This window comes from Tenacibaculum sp. MAR_2009_124 (assembly GCF_900105455.1).
GTDB lineage: Bacteria > Bacteroidota > Bacteroidia > Flavobacteriales > Flavobacteriaceae > Polaribacter.
In genome coordinates this window covers 1527316-1544533 of sequence record NZ_FNSF01000001.1, presented here as the reverse complement: position 1 = coordinate 1544533, position 17218 = coordinate 1527316, and the positions used below count along the sequence as shown (strand labels likewise).

The 17218-nt window shown below is 30.9% G+C and carries 17 protein-coding genes; 9 read left to right on the top strand and 8 right to left on the bottom strand.

The window, feature by feature from the left end; all coding sequences use genetic code 11:
- Nucleotides 1-9: 9 nt before the first annotated feature.
- The 3 genes from BLW23_RS05840 to BLW23_RS05830 are packed head-to-tail and all read left to right on the top strand — an operon-like array spanning nt 10 to nt 4574.
- Nucleotides 10-795, top strand: coding sequence for a hypothetical protein (locus BLW23_RS05840; protein ID WP_093668269.1), 786 nt, complete (start codon nt 10-12; stop codon nt 793-795).
- Nucleotides 796-833: 38 nt separating this feature from the next.
- Nucleotides 834-2153, top strand: a complete 1320-nt coding sequence (locus BLW23_RS05835; RefSeq protein ID WP_143032119.1) for a hypothetical protein — start codon at nt 834-836, stop codon at nt 2151-2153.
- Between the two features lie 21 nt (nt 2154-2174).
- Nucleotides 2175-4574 (top strand): hypothetical protein, encoded by a 2400-nt coding sequence (locus BLW23_RS05830; RefSeq protein ID WP_255362742.1) that lies wholly within the window; start codon nt 2175-2177, stop codon nt 4572-4574.
- Nucleotides 4575-4964: 390 nt separating this feature from the next.
- Here the strand turns inward: BLW23_RS05830 and BLW23_RS05825 are convergent, their stop codons facing one another.
- The 3 genes from BLW23_RS05825 to BLW23_RS05815 all read right to left on the bottom strand — a co-directional run bounded on the left by BLW23_RS05825 (nt 4965) and on the right by BLW23_RS05815 (nt 7165).
- Nucleotides 4965-5807, bottom strand: coding sequence for an IS3 family transposase (locus BLW23_RS05825; protein ID WP_255362754.1), 843 nt, complete (start codon nt 5805-5807; stop codon nt 4965-4967).
- A gap of 35 nt (nt 5808-5842) precedes the next feature.
- On the bottom strand, nt 5843-6109 hold the full coding sequence (locus BLW23_RS05820) for a transposase (RefSeq protein WP_093667736.1): 267 nt from the start codon (nt 6107-6109) through the stop codon (nt 5843-5845).
- 699 nt (nt 6110-6808) lie between these two features.
- The gene (locus BLW23_RS05815; protein WP_093668461.1) at nt 6809-7165 is read right to left on the bottom strand and encodes a hypothetical protein; all 357 of its coding nucleotides are present in this window, start codon (nt 7163-7165) and stop codon (nt 6809-6811) included.
- 216 nt (nt 7166-7381) lie between these two features.
- On the opposite strand from BLW23_RS05815, the gene BLW23_RS05810 reads away from it, so the two are divergent.
- On the top strand, nt 7382-8623 hold the full coding sequence (locus BLW23_RS05810; protein WP_093668266.1) for a response regulator: 1242 nt from the start codon (nt 7382-7384) through the stop codon (nt 8621-8623).
- A 62-nt stretch (nt 8624-8685) separates the two neighbouring features.
- Here BLW23_RS05810 and BLW23_RS05805 read toward each other — a convergent pair whose 3' ends face one another.
- Entirely contained in the window at nt 8686-9588 is a 903-nt protein-coding gene (locus BLW23_RS05805; protein WP_093668265.1) for a LysR family transcriptional regulator, read from the bottom strand.
- Between the two features lie 103 nt (nt 9589-9691).
- On the opposite strand from BLW23_RS05805, the gene BLW23_RS05800 reads away from it, so the two are divergent.
- The 4 genes from BLW23_RS05800 (at nt 9692) to BLW23_RS05785 (ending at nt 13234) form a co-directional block, all read left to right on the top strand.
- Nucleotides 9692-9949, top strand: coding sequence for a hypothetical protein (locus BLW23_RS05800; RefSeq protein ID WP_093668264.1), 258 nt, complete (start codon nt 9692-9694; stop codon nt 9947-9949).
- A 108-nt stretch (nt 9950-10057) separates the two neighbouring features.
- The gene (locus BLW23_RS05795; RefSeq protein ID WP_093668263.1) at nt 10058-10366 is read left to right on the top strand and encodes a hypothetical protein; all 309 of its coding nucleotides are present in this window, start codon (nt 10058-10060) and stop codon (nt 10364-10366) included.
- Between the two features lie 181 nt (nt 10367-10547).
- Nucleotides 10548-11588, top strand: coding sequence for an L-threonylcarbamoyladenylate synthase (locus BLW23_RS05790; protein WP_093668262.1), 1041 nt, complete (start codon nt 10548-10550; stop codon nt 11586-11588).
- 209 nt (nt 11589-11797) lie between these two features.
- Complete coding sequence (locus tag BLW23_RS05785) at nt 11798-13234, top strand: SLC13 family permease (protein ID WP_093668261.1); 1437 nt, start codon at nt 11798-11800, stop codon at nt 13232-13234.
- A gap of 43 nt (nt 13235-13277) precedes the next feature.
- Here the strand turns inward: BLW23_RS05785 and BLW23_RS05780 are convergent, their stop codons facing one another.
- Nucleotides 13278-14507, bottom strand: coding sequence for a GTP-binding protein (locus BLW23_RS05780; RefSeq protein ID WP_093668260.1), 1230 nt, complete (start codon nt 14505-14507; stop codon nt 13278-13280).
- 212 nt (nt 14508-14719) lie between these two features.
- Here BLW23_RS05780 and BLW23_RS05775 point away from each other — a divergent pair, with 212 nt between their 5' ends.
- The gene (locus BLW23_RS05775; protein ID WP_143032117.1) at nt 14720-15253 is read left to right on the top strand and encodes a hypothetical protein; all 534 of its coding nucleotides are present in this window, start codon (nt 14720-14722) and stop codon (nt 15251-15253) included.
- A gap of 59 nt (nt 15254-15312) precedes the next feature.
- On the opposite strand, the gene BLW23_RS05770 is transcribed toward BLW23_RS05775, so the two are convergent.
- From BLW23_RS05770 to BLW23_RS05760, 3 genes are all read right to left on the bottom strand, one after another.
- Nucleotides 15313-15576 carry an ester cyclase gene (locus BLW23_RS05770; protein ID WP_255362753.1) on the bottom strand — a complete coding sequence of 88 codons (264 nt, stop codon included), beginning with the start codon at nt 15574-15576 and terminating at the stop codon, nt 15313-15315.
- A 21-nt stretch (nt 15577-15597) separates the two neighbouring features.
- Complete coding sequence (locus BLW23_RS05765; RefSeq protein ID WP_093668257.1) at nt 15598-15879, bottom strand: hypothetical protein; 282 nt, start codon at nt 15877-15879, stop codon at nt 15598-15600.
- Nucleotides 15880-16008: 129 nt separating this feature from the next.
- Nucleotides 16009-16998, bottom strand: a complete 990-nt coding sequence (locus BLW23_RS05760) for an alpha/beta hydrolase (RefSeq protein ID WP_093668256.1) — start codon at nt 16996-16998, stop codon at nt 16009-16011.
- Between the last annotated feature and the right edge of the window lie 220 nt (nt 16999-17218).

Sequence of the window (17218 nt, the reverse complement as noted above, 5' to 3'; positions counted from 1 at the left end):
AATATAAATATGAAATTTTTTGAATTTGCACCGAGATCTTTTCAATGGGATGTTAACTTATTGTCAGATGATGATTATGAACATATTATTGTCCCGATGAATAAAAACACTTGGATAAAAGAGGCTGTTTTACCTATTAAAATGCGATTAATAGATGCTTTTGAAAATCTTGATGTATGGAAAGGCGAAACCCTTTTTGTTGATGTACTAAGATGGTATACCAATTTAGGGACAGGGGATGTGGAACCTGATGAAGGAGTATCCATGATAATGAGTAAAAAAGTAAAAGAAGTTATTGAAAAGTATCGTTTACCAGAACACCGTTTTTATCCGATATCTCTGTATTGCAAAGAATTAAATCAGGAAAGTAATGGTTATTTTTTATTTCACATTACTGTGGATAACGCTTTAGTAGGAGAAGAAATTATTGACTATCCCAAATGCACCTTTGTCGAAATTACAGAGGATCAAGATAGAAACAAGATAACCGTAAATAATTTTCCAGAGGGATCGGTAAAATCTTTTGAAGAAAAACAGAATTTAAGAAGAAATGGTTTAGGAACTCATACCAAAAAATATGGTTCAAAAGAACTTACTCACAAAAATAAGTTGGAATTCGATAACAAAGTTTACAAATACGATTATGATGTTTTATGGGGGCTGTCTAATGTACTATTCCTAAGTGAAGAAATAAGAGAAGCGTTAGAGAAGGTAGGAATCACTAATGGTTACTTTTTTGAGTTAAAGGAAAACATGATTCGCCCATTTGAATACGATCAAATGAAAAATAGTTAATAATGAATAATTACTGTTAATACCAACGAATAATAAAAATGAAGATTAATTTCTATATATCTATTATCTTTTTAATGTCATGGTCATTCTGTTATGGTCAGTACAAATATTTGTTGGAGTATAAAGCTTCTTTTACTACTTCTTCTGTCCAACCAACTTGGGGTAACTCAATATTGTATATAGAAAATGGTGTAGAAAAGGTTATTTACAATGTAAATTCTATAACTAATGGAGTTGGTGTAGATATATATTATCAATTTACAACTACTAACCCTATTTCTAAAATAAGAGCGAAAACTGTTTCAGTATCTGGAACTTTAACCTCATGTACTTCAGCCGCATCTTATAGTTCGGAGATTTCATTTAATGGGTGCTACGATAATTCTTCATTTATTATGGATGCAGTAAATGCTAATAGATGTGTTCGAGGAGGGGTGGAAAAATTCAATTTACTGAAAATTGAAAACTTTAAAGAAATAAACAATTTTTCTTTCGTTAATAATGAATTGAAACAATGTGAACCTAGAGAATTAAATATATCAACTCGTTGCAAGTATGCATTAGAATATAAAATCCCTAGTAATATGGAGTGGGAAGAATTAATACCTTACGGAAGTAATCCAGCAAAAGTGACTGTTAGTATGAATAGTTTTATAGGGTTATCATTAGGTGAAAATGTAAAAATAAGACTAAGATATGTGCCTTCTAAAAATGCCAACGATTCAAATGCTTTTTCAGAAATATTAACTTACTTTACAATAGGGTGTTCACCAATACTCCAGGAACCAGTAGTAACCCGAAAAACAACTTGTAGTTATACCGATGACGGTTCATTTACATTGAATTTTGATAGAGAGTTAAACTCGGGAGAATTACTAGCAATAACTTTATACCAAAGAAATTCCATTAGTGGATTATATGATATTATCCCATCAGGAGGGCAAATTTTAAATATATCAAGTTTATCCAACAAGAGTTATACTTGGCCCTATCCTTTGACAGCTGATTCTTACAAAGTAAAATTCCAATCGCATTCAGGAGGTTTGTCGGGTTCAGATGGTTCTTGGAGCAGTCTAGAATTTTCGAATCCATTTACTATTGGAGAATCAGCACCAGTCGATTTTTCAGTAATAGACAGTGCAGATGAAAGTTGTTTCAATGTCAATGATGGTTATATAGAAATTCAAGGAAGTAGAGAATCTGGTAGATCATTGTTGTATCAATATTCAACAAATGGAGGCGCTAACTTTACTAGCTGGAGGACGTTTTTAAGTGGAGATAAAACAAAAATAAATTCGTTGGGAAAAGGAAATTATAGAATTAAAGTGAGGGATAATAAAGGATGTTTGGCTAAATAAAACTTGGCTACTATAAAAATTATGAAGGAAATAAAAATGCTTATGGCAAAGATGCTTATTTGTTGTTGTTTTTGTGTAATAAATATTGCAAATGCACAACAATTAGATCTTGGTAATATTGGTAGAGGAAAACCAATTAAAATAAGTGGTAATGTTGCTGCGAATACGGTGTATTATAATTCGAATCAGAATAGTGCACGTTCTCCATTTACCTATTTTTTACAAGGAAGTTTAAACTTTAGTGTGTATGAGTTCTCTATTCCTGTAAGTTATAGCTATTCAAATCAAGGAGGAGATTTGGAGTATCAGCTTCCATTTAACTTTAATCGATTGAGTTTACATCCAAAGTATAAGTGGGTACAAGCACATATTGGTGATGTTACTATGAATTTTTCTCCTTATACGTTAGCTGGACATCAATTTACAGGTGGAGGTATAGAATTAACTCCAAAAGGAGGTTTTAGTTTTTCGGCAATGTATGGAAGGCTTTTGCAGGCTACTGAAGATGATGGAGATAGTAGAACACAACCAGCTTTTAAACGGATGGGGTATGGAGCTAAATTAGGTTATAAAAGAGATAAGTATAGCATTGAGGTTATCGGTTTTTATGCAAAAGATGAAATCAATTCAATAAGTGCAGTTCCCGATGAAAAAAGAGTTTTACCCAAGGAGAATTTAGTGTTAAGTATGGGAGGGACCGTATCAGTAATGGAAGGCTTACGTTTCAAAGGAGAGTTTGCATCTACGGTAATAACACAAGATTTGAGAGCTGAAGAAACTAGTGCGAATAGTGGTGGTGGTTTGGCTAATTTATTGTTTAATAATAGAGCTTCGACAGAATTTTATAAGGCATTTAAAACAGAAATGGAGTATAGTTTTGATAAATATAAGTTCGGAGTAGGTTATGAACGAATTGATCCAGGATATCAAACATTAGGAGGGTATTTTTTTAACAGTGATTTTGAAAACATAACTTTAAATGGGGCAACATCAATATTCAAGAATAAAATAAATCTATCATTTAATATTGGGTATCAAAGGGATGATTTAGCAAATCAAAAGCAAACGAAAACGAATAGAACAGTGGGAAGCGTAAATGCCACTTATGCAATGAGTAAAAGAGTAAATATTTCAGGTAGTTACTCAAATTTTACGACATTTACGAATAATAGATTGGATCAATTTGATAATATTAATGATGATAATCTTTTAGATAATCAAGATGAATTGTTTAATTATAAACAGTTATCTCAAAATGCTAATGTAAATGTAGCTTATGTCATTGAAAACACTAAAAAAAGAAGACAAAACTTAAATACAAATTATTCTCTCGCAACGGTGGCTAATGAGGAAAACGGAATTGTAAGAACTGGAAATGGATCAACATTTCATAATTTAAACACTTCTTATTCATTAGGTTTACCCAATAAAAAAATAAATATAACATCAGCATTAAATACAACTTATAATACTATTGGTCGGGAAGATGCATTTACTTGGGGACCGACATTTTCGGTAAATAAGCGCTTTTTGAAAGATAAGTTAAACGCAACACTTAGCACTTCTTATAACCAAAGTAAGAATAAAACTAGTAAATCGAGTGCAGCTAATATTCGTGCCAATGCTAATTATATTTATAAGAAAAAGCACAATTTTAATATGAGTGCTATTCAACTTTTTAGAAATAGTAATAATAGAAATACACAAGATTTAACAATTACTTTTGGCTACAATTATGCTTTCGATTTATCAGCCAAGAAGCGTAAACGCGATTTTGATAGTAAAAATAAAAAATTCGGATTTACTTATAGAACACACGTTTTCAGGGGAGAACCAAATGAAATAACTCCCGAAATTTTAGCTATTTCTAATGATGCCAAGTTTGAGGAGATTAAAAAAATTGATGATATATCAAACAAATTAAAAGAGTTGAAGCAAGAATTACTAGATGCTGAATTGAAGTCTAAAGGGAAGTATAAAAAGAAAGCAATTGAATTTCTCAATCATTTATATAAAAACCAAGATTATATTGACACGTATTATGATTTAGCATTTAATGGACTGAAAAAATTATACAATGATGCTAAAAAGCTCGAATGGTCAGTTGAAAAGAAATATGATAGAGCAAGAAGTATTTATAACAACAGTCATAGGAAGAACAGTAAAAAGATAAAGCAGTTTTTAGCAAAAAGAGAAAATGCTTATAAAGCAAACAAATACATGCTTAGAGAATTAGAAAATTTTAAAAAGGCTGACTTATATAACATTAAAGGAAATTTTTATGATTTTAAAGACCTTCATTTAAATACTCTCCTTGATATGCTTAAAGAAGGTAAAAATAAATCTGAAGTGGCTATATATCTTGAAATCGCATTTGCAAAAATGTATCATAAACTTGGAGAAAATTATAAAGTTAAATAACTTAATGGAAAGAGTTTTTGGTGAATCTGTTTAGGTATTTTAAAAATTCGAAAGCTCTATATCTTTGTTTGAAAAAAAGTAGATTCTTTCTCATTGTTGAATTGAGTAATGCTATGATCATGTCCTTTTTTTGTTCAAAATGACCAGATTATTCTATTTTTATAATGAAAAGAATGTTAAAAGTGTTTTTAGTTAAGAGGTCGTTTTATGTGAACACAGTAGTTCAATTTCACTTGAACAACTTTAAACGTTTACCTAAAAAAAATCTAGTGATTGATTGAGAATGTGAGGAAGTTTATTTTGCAAAAACAATAATTATTTTCAAACCTTAATCGCTTAAAAAGCTAAAAACAGAAAAGGATATATGGCTATATTGAAGCCTTCCCTTTTTTAGGACACCTCTAAATTCGACAAATAATTATTATTAAGGTCAGATTTGATCAAGAATTTAAATTCTTGATCAAACCTGGGCATAAACTCTTTAGGTGACTTGTATCCCAAAGATTTATGCGGATGATTAAAATTATAGTCTTCTCTCCAGTTATCACTTATCTTTTGAAGTTGATAAGTGTCATTAAAATAATAAGCACTTAATATATCCTCTCTAAAGAAGCGATTGAATCGTTCTATATAGCCATTCTGCATAGGTTTACCAGGTTGTGTATATTTAATTTCTATAAAATTCTTTTTGCACCAGTTGACAAAAATCTTGGAAATAAACTCTGGACCATTATCACATCTCACATACTTAGGTACTCCTATTTCTTCTTTTAGGCACTCCAGTGTTTCGATAACGGCTCTTGCTGGATATGAAAGACCAGCATTTATAGCTAATGCTTCACGATTGCAATCGTCAATAACATTGAACACACGTACCTTTCTACCGTCAATAAGTGCATCACTCATGAAATCCATGCTCCAACATTCATTGAGTTTTGAAGGTCTTTCCAAAGGTTGTTTTACACGTTTAACCAAACGCTTTTTGTGCTTACGTCTTAAACTGAGTTTCATCTCACGATACACTCGTAACACTCGTTTCCTATTCCATATTAAGCCTTCACGACGGATCTTATGATAATACTCATCAAAACCTCTTGTAGGGTACGATTCAGAAAGTTCGGTTAACTTATCAATAACCTCGCTATCATCTTTTTTACTCTGGTAATACCAAATCGATCTACTAAGGCCTACAACTTTGCAGGCATGGATGATAGAAATCATATACGCTTTGATGAGATACTTTACACGAACTCTTTTGTCGGAAGGCTTTAGAACTTTTTTGATAGTACGTCTTTTAGCATTTTGACATCCAAACTTACATCTGCATACATTTGCTTGAGCCTATTATTCTCTTCCTCTAACTCTTTTAAACGTTTTAGTTGCTGTTGTTCCATACCTCCATACTTTTTTCGCCAGTAATAAAAAGTACTTTTATCGATTCCTAATTCTCTTGATAAATCACCTACAGACCTACCTTGTTCATTTTCCTTGAGAGCCTTGATTATCTGACTCTCGCTAAACTTGCTGATTTTCATTGTGACAGTTTGAGTTTAAAGTTAGTAAATTCGAATTTTAAACTGTCCTAGTTTTGGGGAAGGCTACAATATCCTTTTTCTCCTCTTAAATATTTAGTAGAAATCCCCCAAAATCTACTCAATAGTATGACACGTAATTAGTTAATAAGTTACTGTGGTTTATTAGAATGTTATTGGATAAAAAAGTTTAAGTTGGTTTTATTTTTATAGAGTATCGGTGAAAACCGCGTACTAACGGTGATTTTAGAAGGAACTAAGTAAGGTTAATACGCAGATAACACTAATCGCAAAAGCGTATATCAAATATCTGAAAAATAAAATCCTTTTTTATCAGGTAAAATCCTGTAAATTATGTTTTATTAAAAAAAATATATGAAGGTTACTGCTGGATTTTAAAATTGTATTCAATTTAAAGATTGCAACAATGAAAATTTACTTGTGAAGAGTAAAAAAAGACTGCGTATCAACATTTAACAGAATATAGTTAGTAAAGTTTGGTTAATACGCAGATAACACTAAAAGTTATACGAAGGTAAGTGGAATAAATAGAATATAAAACAAGTAAAACCACTGAAAAGATAATCAGGGTAAACCATTAAAGTCCTGTTGTAGAATTACTTATGCTTAATCGGGTATTGGTTATTTTACTTTTAATTTTAAACTTTAGGTATTGTTTTTTGGATTATTAAGTTGAAAATATTAATTAGTTTTGTTGGTTTCTTCTAGTATTTTAAAGCATCGTTCTTCTCCTAGAAATTTAGGGTCTCCATGTTTCTCTGACCAAAAACCTTCTAATAGATTAGCTGTTAAACATTTGTAGGCAACTACTCCTTTGTATGTACGTGAATCTTCTCCGTTATACGAAAAATTAATAATAAGTAAGTTGTCTTTAAAGAAACCATTTCCAAACTGTTGTTGATTTCCAATCTCCCAGAAAGCATTAATTCTTTTATTTTCATCTAAGGACAATGTCAGATATCCTTTGTAACTGTTTTTTTCGGCATCCTGATTACTTCCCATAATAGAATAACGCCCAACTAAATCTTCTATTCTTATCATAATAAGAGCAAAATTAGTTTAAAAATGAATATCGAAATAGATTTTTTACGAAAGAATATCGATGAATGGTATTGGTGTTTTTGAGACTTCAACCATTGGTCTATATATAGAAGCATTTAATCTAAAAAGCGTTGGCAATCAACGTTATAGTTTAATGTAGATCTGCTTTTGATTTATATTAGCTATCAGTAACCCCCCCGAAATTCGACTAAAATGAAAGTATTAGTAATTGATGATGAAAAGTTGGTATTACTCCCTATCGAAAAAAGACTCAAAGCTATAGGCTATGAAGTTGAAACTGAATCGAATGGTATAAAAGGTATTAATTTATTTGATTCGTTTCAACCAGATTTGGTAATTATAGACATTCACTTACCTGAAATTTCAGGATTTGAAATCGTTGAACACATTAGAAAAAGAAGGGGAAAAGATACTCCAATAATGATGTTGTCAGGAAGTGTTGATGATGAAAGTATCATGAAAGGGTTTGATTTAGGAATTAATGACTATATGAAAAAACCCTTAAGTCTAAATGAAATTTGTGCAAGAACAAAAAGACTTATAGGACAACCAGTAAATACTGATTCTGAAGAAGTAGTTCTTGATAAAATCATGATACAAAAAAGAAGTGTTGGTGTTGTTATTCCATGCTATAATGAAGAAGAAAGATTACTTCAGGATGAATTTTTAAGTTTTTTGGATGAGAATTCGGGATACTATTTATGTTTTGTAAATGATGGTAGCTCCGATAACACGTTAAAGGTTCTAGAAAACTTAAGGAAAGGAAGAGAAGATTTTATAAAAGTATATAACTGCGAAAAAAATGGTGGGAAAGCTGAAGCTGTAAGACAGGGGATGCTTTATTTGGCAAGGAATACAAAACTCGATTATATTGGTTTTCTTGATGCCGATTTATCAACTGATTTTAATGATTTTGATGATTTGGTTAAAACTATTGAAAATTCAGATTTCAAAATAGTAGGTGGCTCAAGAATTCAAAGAATGGGGGCTAATATCGCCAAAGATTCAGCTAGAGCAATTATTAGTAAAACAATTAACTTCATTATTCGTACCATACTGTCAATGGATTTTAAAGATACGCAGTGTGGAGCAAAAATATTTGATAGAAAAATAGTTCCGTTATTGTTTGAAGAAAAATTTTTAACAAAATGGTTATTTGATGTGGAGTTATTCATGAGGATGAAAAAAGAGTTTACATTGCCCGTAGCAAAACAAATAATTTGTGAACAGCCTTTAAAAAGATGGGTACACGTTGATGGATCAAAATTGTCAATGAAAGATTCTTTGAAAATTATATTTCAATTAGGACAAATAGCGTATGGATATAGCGATTACTATTATGAAAGACAGATGGAAAAGAAAAATATCAAGTTCGATTTTTATGACATCGAAAGAAAAGTATTAAAAGAGAAAACCAAGCTCACCTTGAGCTAACTCTAAGCTAAATTAGTCAATATGAAAAGTACAAATAGTAATGTTATTTGTACTTTTTTGATTTAATATTTATTTTCATCGAAATTGAGGTACCAGCCGAAGTTATTTTTGATAATTGCTTCCTTTTCCTGTCTAACAAAATTTAAATACGCTTCTGCAACCGGTGAGAGCTTTTTCTTTTTTAGCCAAATTAACCTCCAGTTCGTAATGATGGGAAGTTTTTTAAGGTTGATTATATGTAATTCCCCATTTGATAACTCATTTTTTATTCCAATTAATGGTAAAATGGAATAACCTAAACCTGCAATTAAAGCCTGTTTTACGGCCTCGTTTGAAGTTAACTCCATGCTCTTTCGTTCTTTACCAATTTTAAAATATTCATTCATAGCCATTCTAGTTGCCGATCCTTCTTCTCTATAAATTAAAGGCTTGTCATTATCTATTTTTTTCGAATTACCTATTAAGTAAAGTTTGTTTTCAACTAAAATTTCTTCTTCTATGGCCAGTTTTGAAGGGAGCTTTGAAACAAGAGCAAAATCAATTTGATTATCCAATAAGTTTTTAAGTACTGTCATTTTATTAGAAACATCTAATGTTAGATCTATTCCTGGATGCTCTCTTAAAAACTTACTTAAAAAATAGGGAATAACGTATTTACCAGTTGAGGCTGACGATATTCTCAACTTACCTGTCATTAACCCACTATACTCCTTTGTTTTATATTTTATGGTATTGGCTTCATTAATAATGTTTTGAGCAATGCTGGCAATTGATTTTCCAAAATCAGTAACATAAAGTTTCTTTCCAATTATTTCAACCAGAGGAATATTAAACTGATTTTGAAAATTTTTTAGCTGTATAGAAAGAGCAGGTTGCGTCATATGCATTTCTTCTGCGGCCCTTGTGATACTTTTTTGTCGTACAACTTCAAGAAATATTTGTAATTGATTTAAAGTATAGTTCATAAAAATATTTTATGATTAGCATTAAAAATATAAATAAAAATATATGAACAAATATAGCAATCTTTGCCACCGAAATAAAACAACATAATCGAAAATTAAAGAAATGATTAGCGAAATTAAAAAAGCCCCCAAAACTAATTCTGCTGAAATTACTGAAGTGAGTTTAAAAAAGTATCTAACAGATACAATCCAAATTTTAAAAAAATATGGGATTGTTATTTTCGGATATGTTCTACTTATTTTTTGGATAAGTGTAGTTATTATTAGTAAAAGCCTATATCTCGAGGCTGTATTAAATGCATCATTTATAATTGCAAGTTTACTCTTTTTACGATTGATGGATCAGAGTAAATCGTCATAGTTAGTCAGACCAATTATAAGTGAAATAATAAAAATAAAATCTAACTTTATTCGTGAGTAAAAACAGTAAGCCTAAACAATTTTATTAACCCCCAAATTCAATAAAATTATGATTGTACAAGAAGCATTAGCACCTGAAAAAGTATCGGAAAAAACAAGTTTGGCAAAAGGAGTATATAATGGCTCTCAGGCTAGAGATATGGTTAAAAATTTAATTGATTGCCAGATTAATATTTATAAGTTAGAAAACTTAAAATCATGGGAAGCTTGTCACTCAGAAGAGAATACTCACTGGATGAAGAAAATTGATGAATTAATTCAGAAGAGAGAAGAGTTAAATAATGTTATAAACAAGGCAGAAAGAGAAGGACTGAATATAAATTTAGAAAGTACTTTACAGATCCAATTATCAGAATAAATAATTATTAAATTATAAAAGCAATATTGTTTTAAAATATTAAGAAATTTTCGAGAATGTAAAGTTCTCGATTTTCGTGGTTGTTTGAATAAAAGACAGTGCGTTTCATAAAATGTGGTTAAGAATGAAGCGCGTTGTCTTTATGATAAAGAAAAAATTTGTCCCCCAAAAAGATCTTATAATGATTACAAAAAAAATTGATATAGCAATTGAGTCACTAAACAATGGTAATTTAGTTGCTATACCCACGGAAACTGTATACGGTTTATCGGGAAATGCTTTTGATGAGAAAGTAATAGAAAAAATATTTACTCTAAAAGAGCGACCTCTTAATAATCCTTTGATTGTTCATATAAAATCGTACGATTATTTAGAAAAAATTGCAAAAGATGTTCCAGATATAGCAATGAAATTGGCTAAGAATTTTTGGCCAGGACCATTAACTCTTGTTTTAAATAAGAAGCACTTAGTACCAGATATAGTTACTGCAGGTAAAGAAACAGTAGCGATTCGTGTACCAAGTCATCCTCTGACACTTGAGATTTTGGAAAAACTTGACTTTCCTCTGGCGGCACCAAGTGCTAATCCATTTAGTACTATTAGTCCTACAACCGCAGAACATGTAGATCATTATTTTGGAAATGATTTGGAAGTTATATTGGACGGGGGAGTTTGTGAAAAAGGTATTGAATCAACAATCATTGGATTTGAAGGTGAATACCCAATTGTTTACAGGTTAGGATCATTATCTATTGAAGAAATAGAAAATAAAATAGGAAAGGTATATACTAAAAACAAAAATGATGTTTCACCAGTTGCTCCTGGAATGTTAAGTCGACATTATGCTCCAAGGACAGAAATGGTATTAGTTGATGAGCCTAAAAGTAAGTTGAAATACTTTCCTAATAAAAAAGTAGGAGTTCTGTCGTTTAAAAATACTATAAAAAGTTTGCAAGAAGAAGATCAAGAAATCCTTTCGAGAGAAGGAAATTTAAACGAAGCTGGAAAAAAATTATATGCGGCGATGCATCGTTTAGATTCTAAAGATTTTGATATAATTTTGGCTGAAAGACTCCCAAATGTTGGAATCGGAAAAACAATAAATGATAAACTAGAAAGAGCTACGAAAAAAGAAGATAAATTAGAGTCGGAGATAGAACTCTTTAAAGACCTAGAAAAAGATATTATTATTAACTCAGTTTTTCCTGGAATTATACCATAAATGAAAACGAGGCCGATTGGACCTCGTTTTTTTAATTATTTATTCGAATTGTTTATTGTAGAATGTTTCCAAAACTAATTTTTTAGCAAATTGGAAATTTTAAACGAGTTCATTATTTAAATAGTAGTATACTTGAAATGCTTTTCTCATTTTTGTGTTGAAGAGATATACTGATTTATCGTAAATTAATTAGATTTTAGAACTATACTATGAATTATTCGAAAGTAAAAAGTACTGGTCTCATATTAGGACCATTAATTTTTTTAGTAATAAATAATTTAACTATTCAACTTATTTCAAAAAATGCCGATGCAGTTATTAGTGTCGCCGTTTGGATGATTATATGGTGGATAACTGAAGCGGTTTCTATTTCGGTAACGGCCTTATTACCTTTAGTATTATTTCCATTGTTAAAAATAATGACTGTTGGAGAGGTCGGTTCCAATTATGGAAGTCCAATTGTATTTCTATTTTTTGGTGGGTTTGTGTTGGCTCTTGCGTTGGAAAAAGTAAATCTTCACAAACGGATAGCATTAAATATTATAAAATTAACGGGAACAACTCCTAATAAAGTAGTATTAGGTTTTATGATTGCTACTGGATTGTTAAGTATGTGGATTAGTAATACAGCAAGCACTGTTGTAATGCTACCTATTGCCTTATCGGTAATTCAATTACTGATAGATGACGAAGATGGTTTTACAAAAAGAGATCGCAATTTTGCTTTGTCTGTAATGTTAGGAATTGCTTTTTCAGCAAATGCAGGAGGTGTTGCGACCGTTATTGGTACACCTCCAAACTCTGTACTTATTGGGTTATTAGAAAATGAGTATAATATTGAAATTTCGTTTGTAAAATGGATGACATTCGGACTCCCTTTTTCTATAATTATGATATTGATAGTGTATTTGGTTTTAATTAAACTTATGTATCCAAGTACTGGATTGATATTTAATACTTCTCAGAGCGTAATTGATAAAGAAATTGACAAACTTGGTAAATTAGCGAAAAGAGAAAAACATGTATTAATACTCTTTGCAATCACGGTTTCCCTTTGGGTTTTTAGAGCAGTTATCAATAAAGTTTTTCCGTCATTAGGCTTAACAGATACAATTATTAGTGTAGCATCGGCTTTAGCTATATTTGCGATACCTCATAATATTAAGACTGGTGAATTCTTAGTTCAATGGAAGGATACTGAAAAACTATCTTGGGGAATATTGATATTATTTGGAGGAGGATTAGCATTAGCGAAGGGAATGTCTAGTAGCGGTATTGTTGATTTAATATCAACCACCATTGCTTCCTATAATCTTGGAATTATGATAACAGCTTTCGTTTTAATTACGCTAATGTTATTTATGACAGAATTAATGAGTAATGTTGCTTTGGTAGCTGTATTAGCACCGGTAGTGGCAGGGATTGCAATTGGGATAAATGTTCCAGTAATTCATTTACTAATTCCAGTAACTATTGCAAGTAGTTGTGCATTTATGCTACCCATGGCAACACCTCCAAATGCCATTGTATTTGCAAGTGGTTATATAAAAGTGAAAGATATGATGAAAGCAGGTGTTCTTCTGAATTGCTTAGCGATACTGCTTCTAATGATTCTCTTTATTTTTATAATACCACATTTGTTCTAAATAGGTGCTGTTGACTTACCAATAAATAATTAGGAGGCCTTTTTTATAAAGGCCAGTTGTCATCATATCCTACTTTCCATTGCTGAGAATCGATTTCGTCATCGGTGGCTAAACAATTATCCAATTCCAATTTAATCAAGTCTTCTTCCATTTCTTGACCAATAAAAACAATTTCATTTTTTCGATCCCCAAATGTGGTATCCCATTCCGATTCTATTTGATCTTTATTTTCGATAAAGGCCGCATACTGTGTTCGTTCTTCCGATGTCATACTGCTCCACCATACACCTGCGCTATCAGCCTTTAATGATCCACCTGCTTGCCCCCAAGTTAACGCCTGATCGGGTCTTGAGGCAATCCAAAATAATCCTTTGCTTCTAATAACACTATTAGGAAATTTCTGATTTATAAACTCCCAAAAACGTCGAGGATCAAATGGTTTTTGATTTCTATACACAAAGGAACCAATTCCGTATTCTTCCGTTTCAGGTATATGCTCCTCTTTATTTAGTTCTTCAATCCATCCAGCATTTTGTTCGGCTTCTTCAAAATCAAATAAACCTGTGTTTAAAATTTCCTTTGGGTTAACTTTACTGAAGGTAGATTCAATAATTTTCGCTGAGGGGTTCAGTTTTTTCAAAGTTGCACGAATAATATCCAAAGTATCAGTATCTACTAAGTCTGCTTTATTCAAAAGAATAACGTTTGCAAATTCAATTTGATCAACTAACAAGTCAACAATAGTGCGGTAATCGTTTTCAATATTGGTTAAATCTCTGTCCATAAGAGTTTCTGGACTTCCAATATCTTTAAAAAAGTTAAAAGCATCAACGACAGTAACCATAGTATCGACATAACTAAACCTCGATAAGTCAATGTTATTTTCTTCATCAACAAAACTAAATGTTTGCGCTACGGGTATAGGTTCGCTAATTCCAGTACTTTCAATAAGTAAATAGTCGAATCTGTTTTCATTTGCTAAACGTTCAACCTCTATCATCAAATCTTCCCTTAAAGTGCAACAGATACAACCATTACTCATTTCTACTAGTTTTTCCTCAGTTCTTGACAGAACATTCTCGCTTTTAACAAGATTAGCATCTACGTTTACTTCACTCATGTCATTAACAATAACAGCAACTTTTAAACCGTCTTTATTATGTAATACATGATTTAATAACGTTGTTTTTCCGGCTCCAAGAAAGCCGCTTAAAACAGTTACAGGTAATTTTGAGTTGTTCTGATATAATTCTGAATTGAAAAAGCTAGTCATTATGAAGAAATATGTGTTAAGAATTTATATAAGAGCAAAAATATAGCTTAAAAACAAATAATGCAACTATGTTGCTTTAGTGTTGAAAGATAGAATAACTAAATAATGTTTGGAATGATATTAAATTATTGATTTTTATTGTTTTATGTTTTTTAGTGTTGTAAGTTTATAAGATAGTTATTAATCTAAAAATGAATAAAAAAACAAAGATTATGAGAAAAAGTATAATGCTAATTACACTTATTTTAGGTTTTAGTATCTCAAGTTTTAGCCAAACTTTGCATGAAGGTACTTGGGTTGATGAAGAGCGGGAAATGATTGTACTCACTATTGAAGATGATGGAAGAGATTATTGGTTGACCTACTATAAGGATAAATTTAAAATAATGAATTTAAAAGAACCGTATGTATTGATAAATGAGGTAAAGGCCCAAATTGAATATGATAAGAGTTCTGATAACTTAATGTTTAATAACTTAAAATTTATTCCTGAGTTAAATAGTAGAAAACACCAGTTTGCTGGTGAATGGAAATCGGAATCGAACAATACGCTATTCAATATTAAATTGGTAAATGGAGGAATATACTGGGATATTAAAAAAAATAATGAAGAATCAGTTCGCTATTATCCGAAATTTTCAAAAGACGGGTTTAAGTTTACAATCGGTAGTGATCTGTTATATTTTAAAATAGAAAATAATGTTTTAACTGATAATAAAGGAAATACATATTACAAAATAGGGTAAACCTTAAAGAAACGATTATAATTGAATAATACTATTCTCAATTATAATCGTTTTTAATTTTATTCTGCTTTTATCTGAGCATAGGCACCATAAAAATCTTCTAAATGCCAAGTCTTATCAATTTTACCTTCTTTATTAAAATGATGTAAGTCAAATGCAGTTAATTTTAGTCGTTTGTTCGTCGCTGGTATGTCGAAAGCTTTACCAGAGTGGGTGACTTCTATTTTACTTCTAACAAAAACAAGGTCTTTGTCAACTAAAATATGTGAAGGAGCTCCTTTTAAATCTGAAAACATACTAGCGAAATCTTCGGCATGTTTAATAAAACCTTTTATATCTGGTGTTTACCCTGGGTCCGCTGGGAATTGAGTATAATTGGAAGCTAAAATTTCAGGTAAAATGGAAAAGTCTCCAGTTGAAAATACTCCATAAAACTTCTCAATAACATCTAATTTTTGTTGCCTGTTTTTTTCTTCCTTGGCGATGTACTCTTCAATGGCTTTTTTCTTTTCTAAAGCTATGTCTACAGTTTCTGTTTTACAAGAAAATAAGAAAGAGACTAAAATAAGAGTTGATAAAAAATAAAGGTTTAATTTTTTCTGTTGAATTTGTTTTTTAATGATCATGATGTTTACGGTTAGTGTTTTGTAATGAATATGGTTTCGGTTTACCATTGGGGAGGATAACTAAAAATACATGATTTTTTTTGGTTACAAAACTTTGGTAACAAAATACCTTTATTGGAAATTTGATAACTATTCAACCATTAAATCTTGCTGTTCTACGATAAAATCAAAGGCTAATTCTTCCAATCGTTTGCCATTGACAGTAGCTCCCCATGGACCATGACCTTTTCCTTCTAATGGATAGTATGCTAAAGGAATTTGATGCTCATCGTAAATAGTTTTTAAATCTATAGCGTTACTGAATAAAACTGTGGTGTCTTCCGTGCCATGTGCTATTAATAAAGGAGGATTATTAGTAGTAAATCGTTGATGATTATATATTATATCTAAAACATCAACAGCAACTTTTGAGCCCCAAAAATCAATAATAGTATGTATTTCATAGGTTTGATCTAAATGTGTGCTATCAAGTGTTGGGTCTTGTATAATAGAAATTTCATTGGTATAGTCTTCTAAGTTAGAGACTCCGAGTGTAATTGCTGTAACGGCTCCTGCTGATCCACCACCAACGGTAACATGGTTTGGATTAACTTTGTAAACCTCTTTATTCGCCATTATCCAACGTAAAGCAGCTTTGGCGTCTCTATGGGCAGGATACATCGCTAAAAATTGAGTAGGATCTCCTGAGGGAGTTAAAGATGAATAATCGACCCATTCTTGAGGAACAGTTCCTTTGTCATTTTTTAATCTATAGTCAATAGAAACAAATACCCAACCTCTCGAAGCGTAATAATTACCCATGTTTATGATTTGTTCACTTTGCTTTGAGCCACCTGAAAATCCACCACCATGGATAAACATAAACAGAGGTCTATTTTCAATCGTATTGTTTGGAGTATAAATGTCTAAATACAAAGGCATAATGGAAGCATCTGAACTATTGACATTGTTATGACTTAAACCTTCTGCATATTTAATGTTTTCTTCAAATATTACGTTATAAGTGGCGTTACTTTTAACAATTGGATTACCATTATTAGGTATATCAAGAGAGGGAGAATTATTATTACTACAAGCAATTAATAATAATAGAGTTAAGGGGAGGAGTATTTTTTTCATGTTAATTGTTATGTTATATAAATATAAGACTATTATACTGGGTTAAGGTTTAAGTGCATACATAAATATTGATCGAAATTAGGTGGATACTTTAATTTTTAAAAACTACGAGATATCCGAATTTTGAAATGCATTAATTTGGGTTAAATAAAAACATGGATAGATAAATGTTACATATACAAAGACTTTTAAAAATCTCTAAGGTTTCAAAAGTTTGGGT

Coding starts and splice junctions, on each gene's coding strand:
- BLW23_RS05835 (WP_143032119.1), top strand. CDS start 834: ATGAAGATTAATTTCTATATATCTATTATCTTTTTAATGTCATGGTCA.
- BLW23_RS05810 (WP_093668266.1), top strand. CDS start 7,382: ATGAAAGTATTAGTAATTGATGATGAAAAGTTGGTATTACTCCCTATC.
- BLW23_RS05790 (WP_093668262.1), top strand. CDS start 10,548: ATGATTACAAAAAAAATTGATATAGCAATTGAGTCACTAAACAATGGT.
- BLW23_RS05795 (WP_093668263.1), top strand. CDS start 10,058: ATGATTGTACAAGAAGCATTAGCACCTGAAAAAGTATCGGAAAAAACA.
- BLW23_RS05820 (WP_093667736.1), bottom strand. CDS start 6,109: ATGAAAATCAGCAAGTTTAGCGAGAGTCAGATAATCAAGGCTCTCAAG.
- BLW23_RS05765 (WP_093668257.1), bottom strand. CDS start 15,879: ATGATCATTAAAAAACAAATTCAACAGAAAAAATTAAACCTTTATTTT.
- BLW23_RS05760 (WP_093668256.1), bottom strand. CDS start 16,998: ATGAAAAAAATACTCCTCCCCTTAACTCTATTATTATTAATTGCTTGT.
- BLW23_RS05830 (WP_255362742.1), top strand. CDS start 2,175: ATGAAGGAAATAAAAATGCTTATGGCAAAGATGCTTATTTGTTGTTGT.
- BLW23_RS05805 (WP_093668265.1), bottom strand. CDS start 9,588: ATGAACTATACTTTAAATCAATTACAAATATTTCTTGAAGTTGTACGA.
- BLW23_RS05840 (WP_093668269.1), top strand. CDS start 10: ATGAAATTTTTTGAATTTGCACCGAGATCTTTTCAATGGGATGTTAAC.
- BLW23_RS05775 (WP_143032117.1), top strand. CDS start 14,720: ATGAGAAAAAGTATAATGCTAATTACACTTATTTTAGGTTTTAGTATC.
- BLW23_RS05800 (WP_093668264.1), top strand. CDS start 9,692: ATGATTAGCGAAATTAAAAAAGCCCCCAAAACTAATTCTGCTGAAATT.
- BLW23_RS05780 (WP_093668260.1), bottom strand. CDS start 14,507: ATGACTAGCTTTTTCAATTCAGAATTATATCAGAACAACTCAAAATTA.
- BLW23_RS05785 (WP_093668261.1), top strand. CDS start 11,798: ATGAATTATTCGAAAGTAAAAAGTACTGGTCTCATATTAGGACCATTA.